This window comes from Paenisporosarcina sp. P4_D4 (genome assembly GCF_056401835.1).
Map to the genome: position 1 here is coordinate 11,441 of NZ_JBFUIO010000032.1, position 17,404 is coordinate 28,844.

Genomic DNA, 17,404 nt, shown 5'->3' on the forward strand with positions numbered 1-17,404 from the left:
TTCTTCGATATACTAATGCATTGTAAATCGTAATGATTATGAATTAGAAAGAGGCGAGCTTGATGAAAACGCCATTAGATATCAACATACAAAATGTGTCATTTCAATATGATCAAACTGTTGTATTGAAGAACATTTCTCTACAAGTAAAGCAAGGGGACTTCCTCGCAGTACTGGGACCTAACGGATCAGGGAAGTCGACATTGTTAAAAATAATATTAGGATTGCTGAAGCCCACCTCCGGGACCGTTGAGTTATTTGGACAGAAGAGTCAGGATTTTAAACATAGAGAATGGATTGGCTATGTCTCTCAAAAATCAAATGCTTTCAATACAGGCTTTCCAGCGACAGTGTTTGAAGTGGTTGCGAGCGGTCTCGTGAAAAAATCAGGACTCTTTAAAAAATACCCAAAAGACGTAAAGCAACGAGTGGAAAATGCTCTACTTTCTGTAGGGATGGTGGAGTTTATGAACCAATCCATAGGGGAGTTATCTGGTGGTCAGCAACAACGAGTGTTTATCGCTCGTGCACTTGTTGCCGAACCAAAATGCCTGATACTGGACGAACCAACCGTCGGGATAGATCATCAGCATGTGCAATCGTTTTATAATATGCTTGCGGAATTGAATCGTGAACAACAAATAACACTCATTCTTGTGACTCATGATGTCGATACTGTTTCAAGCAATATCAGTCACGTGGCATGTTTGAATCAGACGATTCATTTCCACGGCTTAGAAAATGATTTCAACCAATTAAGCGACGAAGACCGTCAAGCCTGGTATGGGCACTCAGTTCGTAAAATTCACCACGTGAAAAGTGAGGGAACTCGATGATATCAGCACTGATTAACTATGAATTTTTACAAAATGCGTTTGCATCAGGAATCATCATAGGCTTGATTGCGCCACTTCTTGGCGTATTCATCGTCGTTAGGAGACTATCGCTTATTGCAGATGCTCTCAGTCACGTAACTTTAGCAGGAATTGCAGGAAGTTTGTATTTATCTCAAACCACCGCATTTTTCGCTCTTTTGAACCCATTATATTTGGGTATTGTTGCAGCTGTTACAGGCTCAGTATTGATTGAAAGATTGCGTCGTTTATATAAACACTATGAGGAACTTGCAATCCCAATCATCATGTCTGCTGGTATCGGTTTCAGTGCGATTTTTATTTCATTGGCCAATGGATTTAGTTCCGATTTATTCGGTTATTTGTTTGGCTCTGTATCGGCGGTCAGTCGACAAGATTTATGGATAGTTCTGATCATTGCTTTGATTGTCGTCGTATTTTTGTTGATGTTTTATAAGGAATTATTTTTATTATCATTCGACGAGGAATATGCAAAAGCTTCAGGTCTTCCAGCGAAATGGGTTCACTTATTGTTTATGGTTGTTACAGCGCTCGTCATTGCTGCGAGCATGCGGATTGTGGGAATTCTCCTTGTATCATCTTTGATGACCTTACCTGTTGCAGCAAGCATGCGTCTTGCTAAAGGTTTTAAACAAGCTATCCTGTATGCCGTTTTGTTTGGCGAAGCTGCAGTGATTATTGGTCTTGTGATTGCATTTTATTTAAATATCGCACCAGGTGGAACAATCGTTGTGACATCCATCGCCATATTACTGCTTGTATTAATCGGTAAAAAGATATGGCTGGGTGTCGTAACGAAAAATGAAAGGGGTCGTCTCGTATGAATATTACGAAGGCATGGGACCTTTTAAAAGAAAATGGTTATAAAAAAACGGATAAGCGAGAACAAATATTGAATTTGTTTAAAGACAATGAACGATATTTGACTGCCCGTGACTTGTTGGACGTGATGAAGAAAGATTATCCTGGCATGAGCTATGACACAATCTATCGAAATTTAAGTACTTTTGTGGAGTTAGGAATTTTAGAAGAAACCGAACTGTCAGGAGAACGCCATTTCAGAATGCAGTGTGAAACGGATCATCACCATCATCATTTCATTTGCATGACTTGTAGCAAAATCAAGGAAGTCCATATATGCCCAATGGATCTGCTACAGGAAACACTGCCGGCTTATCAGATTGAAAATCATAAGTTCGAAATCTACGGTAAATGTCCAGAGTGTCAGTAAACTATATATAAAAAGCGTGAGGCCTAGGCCTCACGCTTTTTGTTTAAGAAATGTATGTTGGATCCAGCTGTCTGCTTCAAGCCAGTTATTCACGCGAATCACGCCATTTGGAACAGGCTGCTGATTATACGGCGTATTGAACAATAACACAGGAATGTTCAACTCTTCGGCGATGCCGACTGCATTGTCATGTTTATCTTCAAAAAACACATCAATTTCAAAATTTCTTGCCGTTTGAATCTTATCATGTGTCCCAATCAGTTCGATATGATCGTACTCAAGATTTTGTTCAATAAACCATTGCAAGGTGACGTCGCGAACATTGTGACCACGTGCCGATATGAAATACAACTCGTGCTGTTTCTTCCATGCAGTTAATATTGCGTGTGCATCCACTTGAATAGGGGATGTCGCATAAATTTCAGGTTCTGCTTGCTTGAACCATTTATAAAAATCTTCCGTTGTAACAGGAAAAGCTTTCGTTAAATCGTATTCTTTAATATCATCCAGTACCAAGTTACATTCAAAAGCTTTATTGATATGGGGTAGTAAAGAAGTCGGGCATGTGACCGTACCATCTATATCGATGCCAAATCGGTAGTTAGACATATGCTAAAACTCCTTTACGCGTTTAATTTTTCTTTTTCCTGTTTGTCGAAGTATTCTTGTGCAATCTTATCGATTTCCACTTTCAATTCTTCTACCATAGTTGCTTCTGGCACTTTACGGACTGTTTTTCCTTTCATGAATAACAATCCTTCGCCACGAGCACCTGCAATGCCGATATCGGCTTCACGGGCTTCCCCTGGTCCATTTACCGCACAACCAAGAACAGCGACCTTAATCGGTGCTTTAATAGTGGAAATGTATTCTTCCACTTCATTCGCAATGGAAATCAAGTCGATTTCAATTCGACCGCAAGTTGGGCATGAAATCAAAGTTGCTGCATTTGATGAAAGTCCAAACACTTTTAATAACTCACGTGCAACTTTTATCTCTTCGACTGGATCTGCACTCAAAGACACTCGTAATGTGTTACCGATTCCGTGGCTTAATAGTGCACCAAGTCCGGCAGCACTCTTGATTGATCCGTTGACTAAAGTACCTGATTCCGTAATCCCAAGGTGGAGCGGGTAGTCGAATGCTTGTGAAGCTTTCACATAAGCTTCAATTGCCAAACTCACATCAGAAGCTTTTAAAGATACGATAATATCATGGAAATCCAAGTCTTCTAGAATTTTGATATGATGCAGTGCACTTTCAACCATACCGTCGGCAGTAGGATAGCCATACTTCTCGATGATTTTGCGTTCAAGTGATCCAGCATTTACACCAATACGGATTGGAATGCCTTTCGCTTTAGCTGCATTAACAACAGCTTCCACTTTTTCACGTCGACCAATGTTACCCGGATTGATACGGATTTTATCCGCGCCATTTTCAATGGCTTTCAATGCTAATTTATAATCAAAATGAATATCCACAACAAGTGGAATATGAATACGTTTTTTAATTTCAGCAATAGCATCAGCAGCACGGTCGTCCGGACATGCAACGCGAACAATTTGACATCCCGCTTCTTCCAGACGCAGAATTTCTGCAACTGTTGCTTCAACATCATGTGTTTTTGTTGTGGTCATACTTTGTATGAATAGTTCATTACTGCCACCAATTGTAATTTCGCCGACACGAACCGGTCGAGTTTTGGAACGGTGAATAATTTCACTCATGAAAATTCTCTCCTTTTCGGGCTCATAGCCTTCACTATTCTTTATTTTAGCAGTCATGAAAAGGATATGACAAGGAAGAAACGTTACTTGGAAAATTATGAGCAAGATAATGGCATGTCTTTGTAAATTGGAACCTTTATTATTTCTCCTGCTTGCAATGCTTGGTTTCGCAAATGAGGATTTTCTTTATAGAAAGCTTCCAACCGTTCGGGGAAGCTCACCCATACTTCTGAAGGGTACACGCCAAACAATGATAATACGGTATCTCCTTCGAGAGCTTGAACAGGAAACACATCATAGTCTTCTTGTTGAACGCAATCAGGTTCTGTCTTTGTAAAAGCAGCCAGAGAGATTGTGCCATCGAGTAAATCTACTTTAATAATATAAGAAAGCAATAATATTGAGATTGCTAGTCCAATAATGCGCATAAAAAAATCCCCCTTTGTACAACAACTTATGCTGAACAAAGAAGGAATATACTTATTTTTTGGGATAATATTTTAGGGCAAGCACTAAATAGATTACACATACGATTGAAGTGCTGATGGTAATCCATCCGTCTGAAAGGTTTGTAAATAAGAAAGCAATTGATAGCACAGTTGGTACGGTATAGGCAAATGCTGTGGTGCGCCAAACATGCCGGTAATCTCCTCGGCGTTTCCAAACTTTCAAGATCATCATTCCGACGAAAGCCATTATACTGATTCGGACAAACAATAATAGAGTGGACATGATAAATTGAGTAATAAAGGCAAAGGGATACAGAATCCATTCCATGTCTTCTACATAATCTATCAAACCAACTATAGAAGAAGAGTCATCTACCAATCCAGACGTAAATTGTATGAACGAAAGAATAGACAGTATGGTGACAAATAAAAACACATATAAAAGGACTTTGCCGATGGGCAGAAGCCGGAAAGCGGCAATTTTTTTCGGGCTGGTTATGGAAGCTAAGAATAGTTGCATGATTGACAAGAAAATCACTCCTTATAAGCTATCATACTACTTTCCATAGATAGATTTTAAGAATTATTTGTACAAATTACGTACAAAGCTGCCCTGATTGTTAAGTTCTTGTAAATATTTAATGAAGTTCTTTACAATCATTTGTCGAATTCTTCATAATGGGGACTGTTGATAATTGTACATACAGGGGTTGAAATTGAATCGTGGAACTTAATTGGCAAGAAATGATGTTTCAATTCATTGGAGGTCTAGGGATCTTCTTGTTCTCTATCAAATACATGGGTGACGGCCTGCAAAAAGCAGCAGGTGATCGATTACGTGATATATTAGATCGATTTACGACGAACCCATTCATGGGTGTTTTAGTCGGGATTGCGGTTACAGTTTTAATTCAATCCAGTTCAGGTACGACTGTCATAACCGTAGGTCTTGTCAGTGCTGGATTTATGACGTTAAAACAAGCAATCGGTGTCATCATGGGAGCCAATATAGGTACAACAGTCACTGCTTTCATTATAGGGTTTGATGTGGGAGAATACGCTTTGCCCGTTATGGCAATTGGTGCTTTCCTGATTTTCTTTTTMAAGAAAAGCCAGATTCAAAATTTGGGAGAAGTTATTTTCGGTTTTGGTGGTTTGTTTTTAGGAATGGAATTAATGAGCGGGGGAATGAAACCTCTTAGTGAATTGCCAGCATTTATCGATTTAACMGTCAATATGAGAGAACATTCCATTCTAGGCGTAATTGTCGGAACGGTATTTACATTAATCGTTCAAAGTTCAAGTGCAACAGTCGGAATTCTTCAAGGTTTGTATTCAGAAGGGGTTTTAAATCTGGATGCGTCACTACCGGTTCTCTTCGGAGATAATATCGGAACAACCATTACAGCTGTATTCGCATCAATAGGTGCTTCGATTGCAGCTCGACGCGCAGCAGCTACACACGTTTTATTTAACGTGGTAGGTACAATTATTTTTATGATGATTTTAGAACCTTTCACTATGTATGTTGAATGGTTGTCTGGCGTTTTAGATATAGGAGAAAAAATGCAAATTGCTTTTGCACATGGTACGTTCAATGTAGCCAACACCATTATTCAATTTCCATTCATCGGTGCATGGGCATACCTTGTAACGAAATTAATTCCGGGCGAAGAAGTAACGATAGAATATAAACCGAAGCATTTAGATCCACACTTTATCGAGACAGCTCCTTCCATTGCTATCGGACAAGCGAAAGAAGAAATTTTGCGTATGGGTCGCTTCAGTGTTCAAGGATTGCAGGAGTCCTTTGACTATTTGAAAACACATAATAAAAAACATGCAGAAACGGGTTACCAGCTAGAAGATGCCATTAATAATCTGGATAACAAAATCACGGATTATTTAGTGAAAATTTCAGCTGAATCTATTTCCAAAGCAGACTCTACTCGACATATTATGTTAATGGAAACCGTTCGTGATATCGAACGGGTTGGTGATCATTTTGATAACATTATTGAGTTGATAGACTACCAGGAAGTTAATCGTCTTAAGTTAACGGACGATGCGATTAAAGATTTGACAGAAATGTTCACATTAACGATAGGAACTGTTGAAAAAGCATTGGAAGCATTGGACACAAACAGCCTTGGATTGGCCCGTGAAGTAGCGGAGCAGGAAGATTTAATTGATAAAATGGAACGTAAATTCCGTAAAAAGCATATTTTACGTCTAAATGAAGGCATATGTTCACCTCAAGCGGGGATGATCTTTGTGGATATTGTTAGTAATCTGGAACGAATCGGTGATCACGCTGTCAACATTGCGGAGGCAGTATTAGGTAAGAGAGCATAAAATGACATCTCCTCTGGTGCTTTACATCTTGCGAAATGTAAGGCACGATTAAGAGGAGATTTTTTTATTGGAGGGAAATAATGGAAATTGTTGGCTGGGGACTTATCATTATTAGTTTTGTTATTGGATTCATTGGACTCGTCTACCCAATCATTCCATCTGTAATTTTTATAGTTGGTGGATTTTTATTGTATGGGGTGTTTTTCTCGTTCGCTGAACTCCCTTGGTGGTTCTGGTTAATTGAAGTATTATTTGTCATTTTACTTTTTGGAGCCGATATGATGGCAAATGCATTCGGCGTGAAAAAATATGGTGGGAGTAAAGCCGGTATATGGGGGAGTACAATTGGGTTATTATTAGGACCTATTGTTTTGCCGTTTGCAGGAATTATTCTAGGGCCATTTTTAGGAGCGATTATTGCCGAGCTCCTTTTTGCTCGCACATCCATCAAACAAGCAATTAAAACTGGGTTTGGATCAGTAATTGGGTTCCTGACTTCGGTTATTACAAAGGGTATCGTGCAGATCGTCATGATTGTCATTTTCTTTTGGGTTGTCTGATATTCAGTCGAAAGACTGAATTCACAAAATTGCATTGATAATATTTGAACGAGCGAACTTATTTTGATACGCTATTAAATGTAAAAACTAATTAGAGATCCTTTAGGAGGAAATGACACATGGCTTACGAATTACCACAACTCCCTTACGCGTATGACGCACTAGAACCACATATTGACAAAGAAACAATGAATATTCACCACACGAAACACCATAACGCATATGTAACAAATCTTAACAACGCTCTTGCTGGTCACGATGACCTTCTTAGCAAATCAGTTGAAGAATTGATTGCAAACCTTGATGCTGTTCCTGAATCTGCTCGTGCTGCAGTTCGTAACAACGGTGGCGGTCATGCCAACCATTCATTGTTCTGGGAATTATTATCTCCTAACGGTGGTGGAAACCCATCAGGCGCATTAGCTGAAGCAATTGATGCGAAATTTGGTGGCTTTGATGCATTCAAAGAAGAGTTTGCTAAAGCAGCAACAACTCGCTTCGGTTCTGGCTGGGCTTGGTTATCAGTTAAAAACGGTGAATTAGAATTAACTTCTACACCAAACCAGGACTCTCCGATTATGGAAGGTTCTACACCTATTCTTGGTTTAGATGTTTGGGAGCACGCGTATTACCTAAACTATCAAAACCGTCGTCCTGACTACATTGGCGCTTTCTGGAATGTAGTAAACTGGGATGAAGTATCAAAACGATACGAATCTGCTAAATAATAAGTGTCTCTCCGTTTTTAAGTTCTTCTTTCTGTAACAAAGTTGGTACCTGCTGATATTAAGTTGGTACGCAGAGTAGGAAGAAAAGCAGGAGCAGATGAAAAAAATAGCTCGAAATGGAATCAGAGAAACGTACCGTCGGTACGCCACTCTGGTTCTTTTTTTATGTCCAAATAAGCTGATGTAACAAGTATTTGTCGTCTTTCAATCCTRAGAAAAAAGAGTGAAGAAAAGCCTGGAAAACGCCTGAGAACCATCCCTTTCTCCTTAAACCTTATCACTACTACGTTCCAACTTCATTACGTTTTAAGCTCGAATAAAAGCCTGAAAAAGAGCCTGAAAGGGGCAAAACAGGGAAAAACTTCATTCCATCATTGAGAAGTGAAAAAGGGGTGGGAAGTGGGTGAAAGGCAAGTGGAGAAGGAATTGTAAGAAAATGGGGTGAGGGAAGAACTTAATATCAGAAAGACAATAAGAAAAGCGTAAAGCGCTATGTAGCCTGACACCGGCTCTGGAATGACCGATTCGAAAGCTTACTTTCGGAAGAGGGTCTGAAGCTTAGGTGCGAGCTGGCGCTTGAAGCTTGACAAATTATCGATAAATGAAACATAACACACACTCATTTCGTTAAATGAGTGTGTGTTTTTTTGCGCAAAATGATATACTACTTTACAGTTAGAAAGCTAGAAGGAGGACTGCGGCAGTGCGCAAAACATCAAAAAAGAGAGCGGCAAGTGCAAAGGCAAAACACCTCGCAAATGTCGCATTTCGAATGAATATCCTCTTTTTCTCCATCTTTTTGTTATTCTCTATCCTCATTTTACGCCTCGGATATTTACAGATTGTCAAAGGAGAAGATTTCGTCCGTGAACTGAAAAGAACGGAAGAGGTACCTGTTAATACAAGTGTTCCAAGAGGAAGAATATATGATAGTGCAGGGCGTATTTTAGTAGATAATGAACCTAAAAATGCAATTACGTATACTAAATTGCAAACGACCAAACAAGAGGAAATGTTAACTATTGCTGAACAGTTGGCAAAGTTAATCGAGAAAGAGACAGACAGTGTGACATTGCGGGATAAACAGGATTATTGGATTCAACTACATAAAGAAGAAGCTTATGAAAAAGTATCCAAGAAAGAAGAAAACAAATTGTTGGCGGACGAAACACTTTCGTCAGCGGATTTGCAGAAACAAATCGACAAATTGGTAAGAGAGCGGATTACAGAAAAAGAACTTGGCACTATAACTGATCAGCAACTTGAAGTTCTGGCTATATATCGCGAAATGGCATCGGGGTATGCATTATCACCACAAATCATTAAAAGTGAAAATGTGACACCTGAAGAATTTGCACGTGTTTCTGAGCGATTGACAGAAATGGTAGGAGTCAATACCACGACCGATTGGGTTCGAGTTCCTAAATCACCACTTGCTATTTTAGGTCGTACCACATCCCCGAAAGAAGGGATTCCAAGGTCCCAACTGGACTATTACATCTCGCGTGATTACACGAGAAATGACCGGGTTGGTCGCAGTTATATTGAACAGCAGTATGAAGATATTCTACAAGGTCAGAAAACCGTTGTGAAAAATATTACTGACGGAAAAGGTACAGTAACCGAAACGGAAACAGTCTTTGAAGGTCAACCTGGTAAAGATCTAGTGTTAACAATCGATAGCGAGTTTCAAGCGAAAGTTGAAAGTTTAGTAGAAACGAAAATCTTGGAACTGAAAAAGAAAAATGGTTCAAACTTATTGGACCGTGCCTTTGTTGTTGTAATGGATCCTAATACAGGTGAAGTAATATCAATGGTAGGAAAACAACTTGGGAAAGATGAGAACGGTAAACAGGTAGTCAATGATTATGCATATGGAACGTTCACCACTTCCTATGAAATAGGCTCAGTCATTAAACCGGCAACAATTCTCACCGGTTACGACCAAGGTGTTCTTGAAATGGGCGAAGTTCTGGTGGATGAACCGATTAGAATTAAAGGTACAAAGCCGAAAAGTTCGATTTTCAATCGATCTTCAAGAATGCCCTTGAATGACCTGCAAGCACTTGAAAGGTCTTCGAACGTTTATATGTTTAAAATTGGTTTCCGTTTAGCCAATGCCATTTACCGACCTGATCAACCCATCAATATTGATGAGGCTGCATTTGGTACGCTACGTAATTCCTATGCACAATTCGGCTTAGGTGTTCCAACAGGGATTGACTTGCCTGGCGAAGCTACCGGATTTAAGGGGGAAGAATTGAAGGCAGGGAAACTGCTGGATTTAACGATCGGTCAATTTGATACTTATACTCCTTTACAAATGGCGCAATATGTATCCACGATTGCCAACGGTGGAAGTCGTATTCAACCACATGTTGTGAAAGAAATCCGAAATCCTTCATCTGACGGCATAACGATGGGTTCACTTGTCACAGAAATAGGCCCGACCGTAATGAATCGTATTCACAATACGCAAAGTCAAATAGAACATATCAAAAAAGGGATGAACCGTGTCTACTACGGCGATCACGGCTCTGCGAGATCATATTTTGGGGATGCACCATTCCAGGCTGCCGGGAAAACCGGAACTGCCCAAGTAGTTTATTATGGGCCGAAAAAAGATTACTGGGGAGACAATACAATCAACTCCACGCACATCGGTTTTGCACCACTTGATAATCCTGAAATCGCTTATGCCGTCATGATTCCATGGGCGCCATATCATAATGGCGTGTATGAAAGTTCGGGAACGATTCTTGCCCGAGAAGTCGTCGATGCTTATTTTGCGATACAAAAGGAAAATGGCAAAACTGAAGAAAACGAATCATCAACACTGAAAACTATCAAACCTGCATTTTCAGCTACTGAAATAGAAGAAGATACCGAAAAATCAATTGAATAATATATGAAAAAAAGACCATGATAACTTCAATATCATGGTCTTTTTTTGTTTACAATTTCTTTACATTCAGTTTATATGTCCTCAACATAGAACGTTTAAAGTATTGTTTGTAAGGGAAAACAACAACCAACCTTAGGGGGAACTAGACAGATGAAAAACTTGAAATTCGTTATGATGTCAACAATGATTGGCTCGGCACTTTTACTTGGTGCATGCGGTAATGGAGATAAAGAAGGAAACGGAGAAGCGACAGAACAACTGTCTGGCTCAGTTTCTGGTGATGGTTCATCTACAGTTGCTCCGATTACGGAAGCATTAGTTGAAGAATATCGACTTGTTCAACCAGACGTTAAAGTAACTGCTGGTGTATCTGGAACAGGTGGCGGTTTTGAAAAATTCATTGCCGGAGAAACTGATTTCTCAAATGCTTCACGTCCAATTAAAGAAGAAGAGTCGGCTAAGCTTGAAGAAGCCGGTATTGATTTTACTGAATTAGAAGTTGCATATGACGGTTTATCAATCGTTGTAAATAAAGAAAACGATTGGGCTAAAGATTTAACAGTAGAAGATCTTAAAAAATTATGGGTAGAAGATGGGACAACAAAAAAATGGTCTGATATTAATCCTGAATGGCCAGATGAAGAAGTTGTTTTCTACTCACCAGGAACTGATTCTGGTACATTTGACTACTTCAATGAAGTCATTCTTGAAGATGCAGATATCGTAAAATCAGCAACACTTTCTGAAGATGACAATGTCTTAGTACAAGGTGTAAAAGGAGATAAAAATGCAATTGGATTCTTTGGCTATGCTTACTACCTTGCTAACAAAGATTCAATGAATGTTGTAACTATTGATGGAGTTGAACCAACTAACGAAACAATCGAGACTGGTGAATATAAACCACTTTCACGTCCATTGTTTGTTTATGTTAAAAACTCTTCAGTAAAAGACAATGAAGCAGTATATGATTTCATGAAGTATACGATTGAAAATTCTGGGGATATGGCTGAAGCTGTCGGTTATGTAAGATCTCCTGAAGAAACTTATAAAGAAGATCTTAAAGCTTTAGAAGCACTAAAATAAAGCTTTAATAGAAGTGAAAAGTAAGTTTTGCAATAAGCGGTTAAGAAGGAGTAGCACTGGTGCTACTCTCTTCTCATGTTAATTGATAAGAAAGCTGAAGAGACAGTTGATAAGTCAACGTGTGAGCGCCAAATCGCACGTAAGCGACAGCCAACTATTGAGCCTGTTCTTCCGGTTAAACCGAATGCCAGGGTTTCGCATTTTCACTTTTCTTACGTATAGGGGGATTTCAAATGGCTTCAAATGAACAAGCTTCCAAATTATCTGTCCAGCAGATGATTGCAAAGCAAAAAGGTAAGAAAGGGAAAAAATGGATAGAAAAATCAATTCCAGTTATTCTTTTCATAATTGCCTCAATTTCAGTATTAACTACGTTTGGTATTGTATTCACTTTGCTTTTTGAAACGTTTGAGTTCTTTAAGCGTGTTCCTTTCCTTGATTTTATTTTCGGTAAAGAATGGTTGCCTTTCTCAAATAACGAACCACTCTTTGGAATTTTGCCGTTAGTTGCGGGGACTCTTAAAGTCACACTGATCGCTGTCGTGGTTGCGGTGCCATTCGGCTTAGCATCAGCTGTTTATTTAAGTGAATATGCAAGTGACAATATGCGTCGGGTAATCAAGCCAGTTCTTGAAGTATTGGCAGGAGTTCCTACAATTGTTTATGGTTTTTTTGCTTTAACTTTCGTCACACCTTTGCTGCAACAATTTATACCTGAACTGAAGATTTTTAATGCAATAAGTCCTGGTATTGTAGTGGGAATTATGATTTTGCCCATGATTGCATCTCTTTCAGAAGACGCCATGTCTTCAGTACCGAACTCTATTCGTGAAGGGGCGTTAGCCCTGGGAGCAACAAAACTTGAAGTGGCTATCAAAGTAGTATTACCTGCAGCCTTATCAGGTATTATGGCTTCAATCGTTCTTGCTGTGTCACGTGCTATCGGAGAAACTATGATTGTTTCTTTGGCAGGAGGGTCAACACCAAGATTCGATTTGGATATGACAGACTCGATTCAAACAATGACTGCTTATATTGTACAAGTTTCAACCGGTGATGCTGGATATGGAACGACCATCTATTATTCGATTTACGCAGTCGGATTTACTTTATTCCTCTTCACTCTTCTCATGAACTGGTTAGCTCATGCGATTTCAAAACGCTTTAGGGAGGAATATTAAGATGAAATATATCGATCATACATCCGTGGTTAAACGAATGAGTGGCAGGATGATTGTTAATAAAATATTTAAAACCATATTTTTCATGGCCACACTATTTGCTTTGTTATCGCTGGCAGTACTCTTTTATCGTATTGTGAGTCAAGGTGTGGGGTATTTAACTCCTGAATTCTTTACAAACTTTGGTTCGCGGTTCCCTGAAAAAGCAGGGATTAAAGCGGCATTGGTTGGATCGCTTTGGATGATGGCCGTTGTTGCACCAGTATCCTTGATTTTAGGTGTGGGTTCAGCAATTTACCTAGAAGAGTATGCTAAGAAAAACAAGATCACACAATTCATTCGCATGAATATCGCGAACTTAGCAGGCGTACCATCTGTTGTGTTTGGTTTACTCGGTTTAACGATTTTTGTACGAGCATTAGCTTTAGGTAATAGTGTTCTGGCTGCCGGATTTACGATGAGTTTGCTCATTCTGCCTGTTATTATCGTAGCTTCACAGGAATCCATTCGTTCAGTGCCGAATCATTTACGAGAAGCTTCTTATGGAATGGGAGCAACCAAGTGGCAAACCATTGTCAAAGTTGTCTTGCCTTCAGCGATTCCGGGTATCTTAACCGGTGGAATTTTAGCTTTATCCAGAGCAATTGGCGAAACAGCTCCACTTGTAGTAATTGGTATACCAGTTATTATTCAATTCTTGCCAGAAAATTTACTTAGTCAATTTACTGCAATGCCAATGCAGATCTTTGACTGGGCAAAACGTCCACAGGAAGCATTTCAACATGTAGCTTCAGCAGGAATAATCGTCTTAATGATTTTCTTGTTACTGATGAATTCAATTGCTGTGTTCATTCGAAATAAATTCCAAAAACGTTATTAAGCCGATTCGGCACGGGAGGGTTTCAAAATGGTTCAACTGAATGTAAACAAACAAAATACAACAAGTTCAACAAGCACTAAACCAGAAACGATAGATAGAAACATTGTATATGATACGCGTCAATTAAATTTATGGTATGGCGAGCACCACGCATTGAAGAACATCGATTTAGCAATCAAAGAAAATGAAGTGACTGCAATTATCGGACCTTCAGGTTGTGGGAAATCGACATATATCAAGACATTGAACCGTATGGTTGAATTAGTACCTTCGGTAAAGACTTCTGGTGAAATCATTTACAGGGATCGAAATATTTTCGATGCCGATTACGGGGTCGAAGAGTTGCGAACAAAAGTGGGAATGGTTTTTCAAAAACCAAATCCATTCCCAAAATCAATTTATGACAATATTGCCTATGGTCCGCGTATACATGGTATTAAAAACAAAAAAACCCTGGATGAAATCGTCGAGCAAAGTCTTCGCGGAGCGGCTATCTGGGATGAAGTGAAAGACCGATTGAACGAAAATGCATACGGTCTTTCGGGTGGACAACAACAGCGTATTTGTATTGCACGTGCTCTTGCAATTGAACCAGATGTGATTTTAATGGATGAGCCAACTTCTGCTCTTGATCCGATATCTACGCTTAAAGTGGAAGAACTTGTACAGGAATTGAAAAAAAACTATTCCATCATCATTGTCACGCACAATATGCAACAAGCTGCACGGATTTCAGATCAAACTGCCTTCTTCCTGAATGGAGAAGTCATCGAGTTTGATAAGACTGACACAATTTTTTCTACACCTTCTGACAAACGTACAGAAGATTACATTTCAGGACGCTTTGGATGATCCAGAAGGAGGAATTTGAATGGTAGTAAGAGAAAAATTCGAACACGAGCTAAGAGGTGTTCAAGAGCAATTTTTAATGCTTAGCAATTTAGCCATTTCTACGTTAAATAAATCAATTGATGCATTATTAAGCCACGATGTCGATGTGGCCCTATCAATCATTGAAAATGACAAACATATTAATCGTTTGGAAGAAGAAATTAATGACCGTGTCATTTTATTGTTGGCAAAACAGCAACCGGTTGCTACGGATCTGCGTCGATTGATAGTATTATTGAAAGCTGCCCATGATATGGAACGAGTTGGAGATTATGCTGTCAATATTGCAAAAGAAAATATCCGTATTGGTAAAGCCGATTTCGTTTCACCAATCAAGAATATCGAAGAAATGCGGTCTAAAACCATTACAATGCTAACGGAAGTAATGAAAGCATTTATCGAAGAAAATATTGAAGATGCACGTAAGATTGCTGAGCTTGATGATCAAGTGGATAATTTGTATGGTCAAACCATTCAACAATTATTAAAAGTCGGCGCTGAAAATCCGCAAATGTTAAGTCAAGTTACGCAACTGTCATTTGTATGCCGTTATTTGGAACGATCAGCCGATCATGCAACCAATATAGCGGAACAATTATTTTATTTGGTCAAAGGTCGTCATTACGAACTGAATAAATAAATGGACGGAGAAAGACACGTTTTGTCTTTCTCTTTCTATGTCGAGAAATATTTCACAGTTGGTAGTAGATTTTTCAATGAGGTATGATATAATAGGTTAGTCGTATAAATCATTGCTCATAAGATTTAAAAGATTCCTGATTAGAGTGGGAGGGATAATGATGCGCGTTAACATCACACTAGCTTGCACAGATTGCGGCGAGCGCAACTATATTTCTAAGAAAAACAAGCGTAACAACCCGGAACGTCTTGAAATGAAAAAATATTGCTCACGTGAAAAGAAAATGACTTTACACCGTGAAACAAAATAAAACCATTTAACCAAAACCTGCTCAGGTTTTGGTTTTTTTCATGGAGGGAATATTATTGGAAAAGTCCACAATTCGAAAAGCTATCTTAAACGATTTAAATAATTTATTACCAGAGGTACATGAAAACCATTCATGCATGATACATAGAAAAGTACTAATGGAAGAAACGGTCAAAACAGCACAAGTAATCGGTATCACATTATCTGCATTTCCTGAAGTAGATACATGGAAATTAATTGAAAATTTTTGGCAACAAGGGAAAAGAGTGGCCGTTCCGAAGTGTCATCCCGCCACAAGGGAAATGACTTTTTTTGAAATAACCTCCTTTAATCAACTTGAGGTAGTATATATGAAACTAAAAGAACCGATTCCAGCCCTTACAACTAAACTAGATACGCCTCAAATTGATGTACACATTGTTCCGGGAGTCGTATTTGATCCAAAAGGATATCGTATTGGCTTTGGTGGAGGTTACTATGATCGTTATTTAAGCACATACACAGGATCAACAATCGCGATGGCTTTTGACAGACAGATTGTTGAACAAGTTCCTATCGAACAATTTGATTTACCAGTACAATGTATCTTGACCGAAACAAAACGGATTGTATGTATGAAAACGGAGTGAAAGTATGAAATCAATTTATGATGTTCTTCAATATTTAAAACGCTATGGAACTTTTATCTACACAACAGACCGACAGGCTGATTTATTGTTAATGGAAGATGAAATTCGCGAATTGTATAACTCGCATATGATGGAAACGCAGGATTTTCAGATGGCTATTCTATTAATTCGGCAAGAACGGTCACGTTTAAATGACAAAAACATAAAATAAAATGTAAAGACAATCTGACGAAAGTGGTCAGGTTGTTTTTGTTTTTGGTAAAATATAGGGGTGACTCGAAAAAAATTTACTTTTTTTTAACAAAAACGAAACTTTTATATGTTTCAGCCGTCTTATAAGGGGTAACTAGGTGAAGGAGACATAGACATCTAACTATTTTACTCTTGAATTATTAACAGAAAGTTGCATGGTTGTAAAAAAAGGATTAAGATATACTAATGTTTCTTTCTTTAGTTGAATAAAATAGACTTTCTGCAATAAAGTCGCTCATACCGTTTGTTACGGGAAATTAAATAATTCATGTAGAGGTCAGTCGTTGCCATTCTTATAAATGGGATTGCACGATGACTTTTTGCTGAAAAATTCAAAGTTTGAAAGTGATAAGGAGGATGTTAGGAATGAAGAACATAAAAATACCTAAACATTCGATTTTGGCTCTAGCCATTTTAATGACTTGGATTAAAACCTATGTGGTATACCATACGAGTTTTGATATGAAAATTGAAAATGTCATGCAAGAAGTAATTTTGTTTATAAATCCATTAAGCTTTTTGCTTTTTGTGTATGGTATCTCATTATTCTTTAAATCCGTTAAAGCCAGAAATCGATATTTATTAATTACGAGTACAATATTAGCGGTGATTTTATACGCCAACGTCGCATTTTACCGTTTCTTTAGCGATTTCATCACACTTCCGGTATTGTTCCAGACGAGCAATTTCGGAGACTTAGGTG

At 38.6% G+C, this 17,404-nt stretch carries 19 protein-coding genes and 1 pseudogene; 16 read left to right on the top strand and 4 right to left on the bottom strand.

What is annotated here, in order from left to right:
- Positions 1-62 precede the first annotated feature (62 nt).
- Genes AC1DSL_RS09455 through AC1DSL_RS09465 form a run of 3 tightly spaced genes read left to right on the top strand, consistent with a single transcriptional unit; the run spans position 63 to position 2,106 of the window.
- Entirely contained in the window at positions 63-836 is a 774-nt protein-coding gene (locus tag AC1DSL_RS09455; RefSeq protein ID WP_342543473.1) for a metal ABC transporter ATP-binding protein, read from the top strand.
- Complete coding sequence (locus AC1DSL_RS09460) at positions 833-1,699, top strand: metal ABC transporter permease (RefSeq protein ID WP_016426918.1); 867 nt, start codon at positions 833-835, stop codon at positions 1,697-1,699. Before AC1DSL_RS09455 ends, AC1DSL_RS09460 begins: the two co-directional genes overlap by 4 nt.
- A complete protein-coding gene (locus AC1DSL_RS09465) occupies positions 1,696-2,106 on the top strand; it encodes a Fur family transcriptional regulator (RefSeq protein WP_016426919.1) in 411 nt (136 codons plus the stop codon). Before AC1DSL_RS09460 ends, AC1DSL_RS09465 begins: the two co-directional genes overlap by 4 nt.
- 30 nt (positions 2,107-2,136) lie before the next feature.
- Here AC1DSL_RS09465 and AC1DSL_RS09470 read toward each other — a convergent pair whose 3' ends face one another.
- The 4 genes from AC1DSL_RS09470 to AC1DSL_RS09485 form a co-directional block, all read right to left on the bottom strand.
- Positions 2,137-2,715 carry a hypothetical protein gene (locus tag AC1DSL_RS09470; protein ID WP_016426920.1) on the bottom strand — a complete coding sequence of 193 codons (579 nt, stop codon included), beginning with the start codon at positions 2,713-2,715 and terminating at the stop codon, positions 2,137-2,139.
- A gap of 14 nt (positions 2,716-2,729) precedes the next feature.
- Positions 2,730-3,836, bottom strand: a complete 1,107-nt coding sequence (gene ispG / locus AC1DSL_RS09475) for a flavodoxin-dependent (E)-4-hydroxy-3-methylbut-2-enyl-diphosphate synthase (protein ID WP_016426921.1) — start codon at positions 3,834-3,836, stop codon at positions 2,730-2,732.
- Positions 3,837-3,931: 95 nt separating this feature from the next.
- Positions 3,932-4,264 carry a hypothetical protein gene (locus tag AC1DSL_RS09480; RefSeq protein WP_016426922.1) on the bottom strand — a complete coding sequence of 111 codons (333 nt, stop codon included), beginning with the start codon at positions 4,262-4,264 and terminating at the stop codon, positions 3,932-3,934.
- A gap of 52 nt (positions 4,265-4,316) precedes the next feature.
- Complete coding sequence (locus AC1DSL_RS09485) at positions 4,317-4,805, bottom strand: DUF1189 family protein (protein ID WP_036659642.1); 489 nt, start codon at positions 4,803-4,805, stop codon at positions 4,317-4,319.
- Between the two features lie 203 nt (positions 4,806-5,008).
- Here AC1DSL_RS09485 and AC1DSL_RS09490 point away from each other — a divergent pair, with 203 nt between their 5' ends.
- The 13 genes and pseudogenes from AC1DSL_RS09490 to AC1DSL_RS09550 all read left to right on the top strand — a co-directional run.
- The gene (locus AC1DSL_RS09490) at positions 5,009-6,640 is read left to right on the top strand and encodes a Na/Pi cotransporter family protein (RefSeq protein ID WP_477531983.1); all 1,632 of its coding nucleotides are present in this window, start codon (positions 5,009-5,011) and stop codon (positions 6,638-6,640) included.
- Between the two features lie 80 nt (positions 6,641-6,720).
- Positions 6,721-7,200, top strand: a complete 480-nt coding sequence (locus tag AC1DSL_RS09495) for a DUF456 domain-containing protein (protein WP_342543476.1) — start codon at positions 6,721-6,723, stop codon at positions 7,198-7,200.
- Between the two features lie 119 nt (positions 7,201-7,319).
- Positions 7,320-7,928: a superoxide dismutase gene (locus AC1DSL_RS09500; RefSeq protein ID WP_342543477.1), complete on the top strand. Its 609-nt coding sequence runs from the start codon at positions 7,320-7,322 to the stop codon at positions 7,926-7,928.
- A gap of 703 nt (positions 7,929-8,631) precedes the next feature.
- Positions 8,632-10,833, top strand: coding sequence for a peptidoglycan D,D-transpeptidase FtsI family protein (locus AC1DSL_RS09505; RefSeq protein WP_477531984.1), 2,202 nt, complete (start codon positions 8,632-8,634; stop codon positions 10,831-10,833).
- A gap of 150 nt (positions 10,834-10,983) precedes the next feature.
- The gene (locus tag AC1DSL_RS09510) at positions 10,984-11,919 is read left to right on the top strand and encodes a PstS family phosphate ABC transporter substrate-binding protein (protein ID WP_477531985.1); all 936 of its coding nucleotides are present in this window, start codon (positions 10,984-10,986) and stop codon (positions 11,917-11,919) included.
- Positions 11,920-12,152: 233 nt separating this feature from the next.
- A complete protein-coding gene (gene pstC, locus AC1DSL_RS09515) occupies positions 12,153-13,100 on the top strand; it encodes a phosphate ABC transporter permease subunit PstC (RefSeq protein ID WP_016426929.1) in 948 nt (315 codons plus the stop codon).
- 1 nt (position 13,101) lies between these two features.
- Positions 13,102-13,980 carry a phosphate ABC transporter permease PstA gene (pstA, locus tag AC1DSL_RS09520; protein ID WP_016426930.1) on the top strand — a complete coding sequence of 293 codons (879 nt, stop codon included), beginning with the start codon at positions 13,102-13,104 and terminating at the stop codon, positions 13,978-13,980.
- A gap of 27 nt (positions 13,981-14,007) precedes the next feature.
- On the top strand, positions 14,008-14,832 hold the full coding sequence (gene pstB / locus AC1DSL_RS09525) for a phosphate ABC transporter ATP-binding protein PstB (protein ID WP_016426931.1): 825 nt from the start codon (positions 14,008-14,010) through the stop codon (positions 14,830-14,832).
- Between the two features lie 19 nt (positions 14,833-14,851).
- Complete coding sequence (gene phoU, locus AC1DSL_RS09530; RefSeq protein WP_016426932.1) at positions 14,852-15,511, top strand: phosphate signaling complex protein PhoU; 660 nt, start codon at positions 14,852-14,854, stop codon at positions 15,509-15,511.
- Positions 15,512-15,671: 160 nt separating this feature from the next.
- On the top strand, positions 15,672-15,821 hold the full coding sequence (gene rpmG / locus AC1DSL_RS09535; protein ID WP_016426933.1) for a 50S ribosomal protein L33: 150 nt from the start codon (positions 15,672-15,674) through the stop codon (positions 15,819-15,821).
- A gap of 55 nt (positions 15,822-15,876) precedes the next feature.
- Positions 15,877-16,449 (top strand): 5-formyltetrahydrofolate cyclo-ligase, encoded by a 573-nt coding sequence (locus AC1DSL_RS09540; protein ID WP_477531986.1) that lies wholly within the window; start codon positions 15,877-15,879, stop codon positions 16,447-16,449.
- A gap of 4 nt (positions 16,450-16,453) precedes the next feature.
- Positions 16,454-16,660 (top strand): YqgQ family protein, encoded by a 207-nt coding sequence (locus tag AC1DSL_RS09545; RefSeq protein WP_477531987.1) that lies wholly within the window; start codon positions 16,454-16,456, stop codon positions 16,658-16,660.
- Positions 16,661-17,067: 407 nt separating this feature from the next.
- Positions 17,068-17,404: pseudogene (locus tag AC1DSL_RS09550) on the top strand (hypothetical protein); the annotation flags it as partial.

Bases quoted from the DNA above. Each gene is read 5' to 3' on its own strand.
- pstA (WP_016426930.1), top strand. From the start codon at position 13,102: ATGAAATATATCGATCATACATCCGTGGTTAAACGAATGAGTGGCAGG.
- AC1DSL_RS09485 (WP_036659642.1), bottom strand. From the start codon at position 4,805: ATGCAACTATTCTTAGCTTCCATAACCAGCCCGAAAAAAATTGCCGCT.
- AC1DSL_RS09470 (WP_016426920.1), bottom strand. From the start codon at position 2,715: ATGTCTAACTACCGATTTGGCATCGATATAGATGGTACGGTCACATGC.
- phoU (WP_016426932.1), top strand. From the start codon at position 14,852: ATGGTAGTAAGAGAAAAATTCGAACACGAGCTAAGAGGTGTTCAAGAG.
- AC1DSL_RS09455 (WP_342543473.1), top strand. From the start codon at position 63: ATGAAAACGCCATTAGATATCAACATACAAAATGTGTCATTTCAATAT.
- AC1DSL_RS09510 (WP_477531985.1), top strand. From the start codon at position 10,984: ATGAAAAACTTGAAATTCGTTATGATGTCAACAATGATTGGCTCGGCA.
- AC1DSL_RS09480 (WP_016426922.1), bottom strand. From the start codon at position 4,264: ATGCGCATTATTGGACTAGCAATCTCAATATTATTGCTTTCTTATATT.
- AC1DSL_RS09465 (WP_016426919.1), top strand. From the start codon at position 1,696: ATGAATATTACGAAGGCATGGGACCTTTTAAAAGAAAATGGTTATAAA.
- pstC (WP_016426929.1), top strand. From the start codon at position 12,153: ATGGCTTCAAATGAACAAGCTTCCAAATTATCTGTCCAGCAGATGATT.
- AC1DSL_RS09495 (WP_342543476.1), top strand. From the start codon at position 6,721: ATGGAAATTGTTGGCTGGGGACTTATCATTATTAGTTTTGTTATTGGA.
- ispG (WP_016426921.1), bottom strand. From the start codon at position 3,836: ATGAGTGAAATTATTCACCGTTCCAAAACTCGACCGGTTCGTGTCGGC.
- rpmG (WP_016426933.1), top strand. From the start codon at position 15,672: ATGCGCGTTAACATCACACTAGCTTGCACAGATTGCGGCGAGCGCAAC.
- pstB (WP_016426931.1), top strand. From the start codon at position 14,008: ATGGTTCAACTGAATGTAAACAAACAAAATACAACAAGTTCAACAAGC.
- AC1DSL_RS09460 (WP_016426918.1), top strand. From the start codon at position 833: ATGATATCAGCACTGATTAACTATGAATTTTTACAAAATGCGTTTGCA.
- AC1DSL_RS09500 (WP_342543477.1), top strand. From the start codon at position 7,320: ATGGCTTACGAATTACCACAACTCCCTTACGCGTATGACGCACTAGAA.
- AC1DSL_RS09545 (WP_477531987.1), top strand. From the start codon at position 16,454: ATGAAATCAATTTATGATGTTCTTCAATATTTAAAACGCTATGGAACT.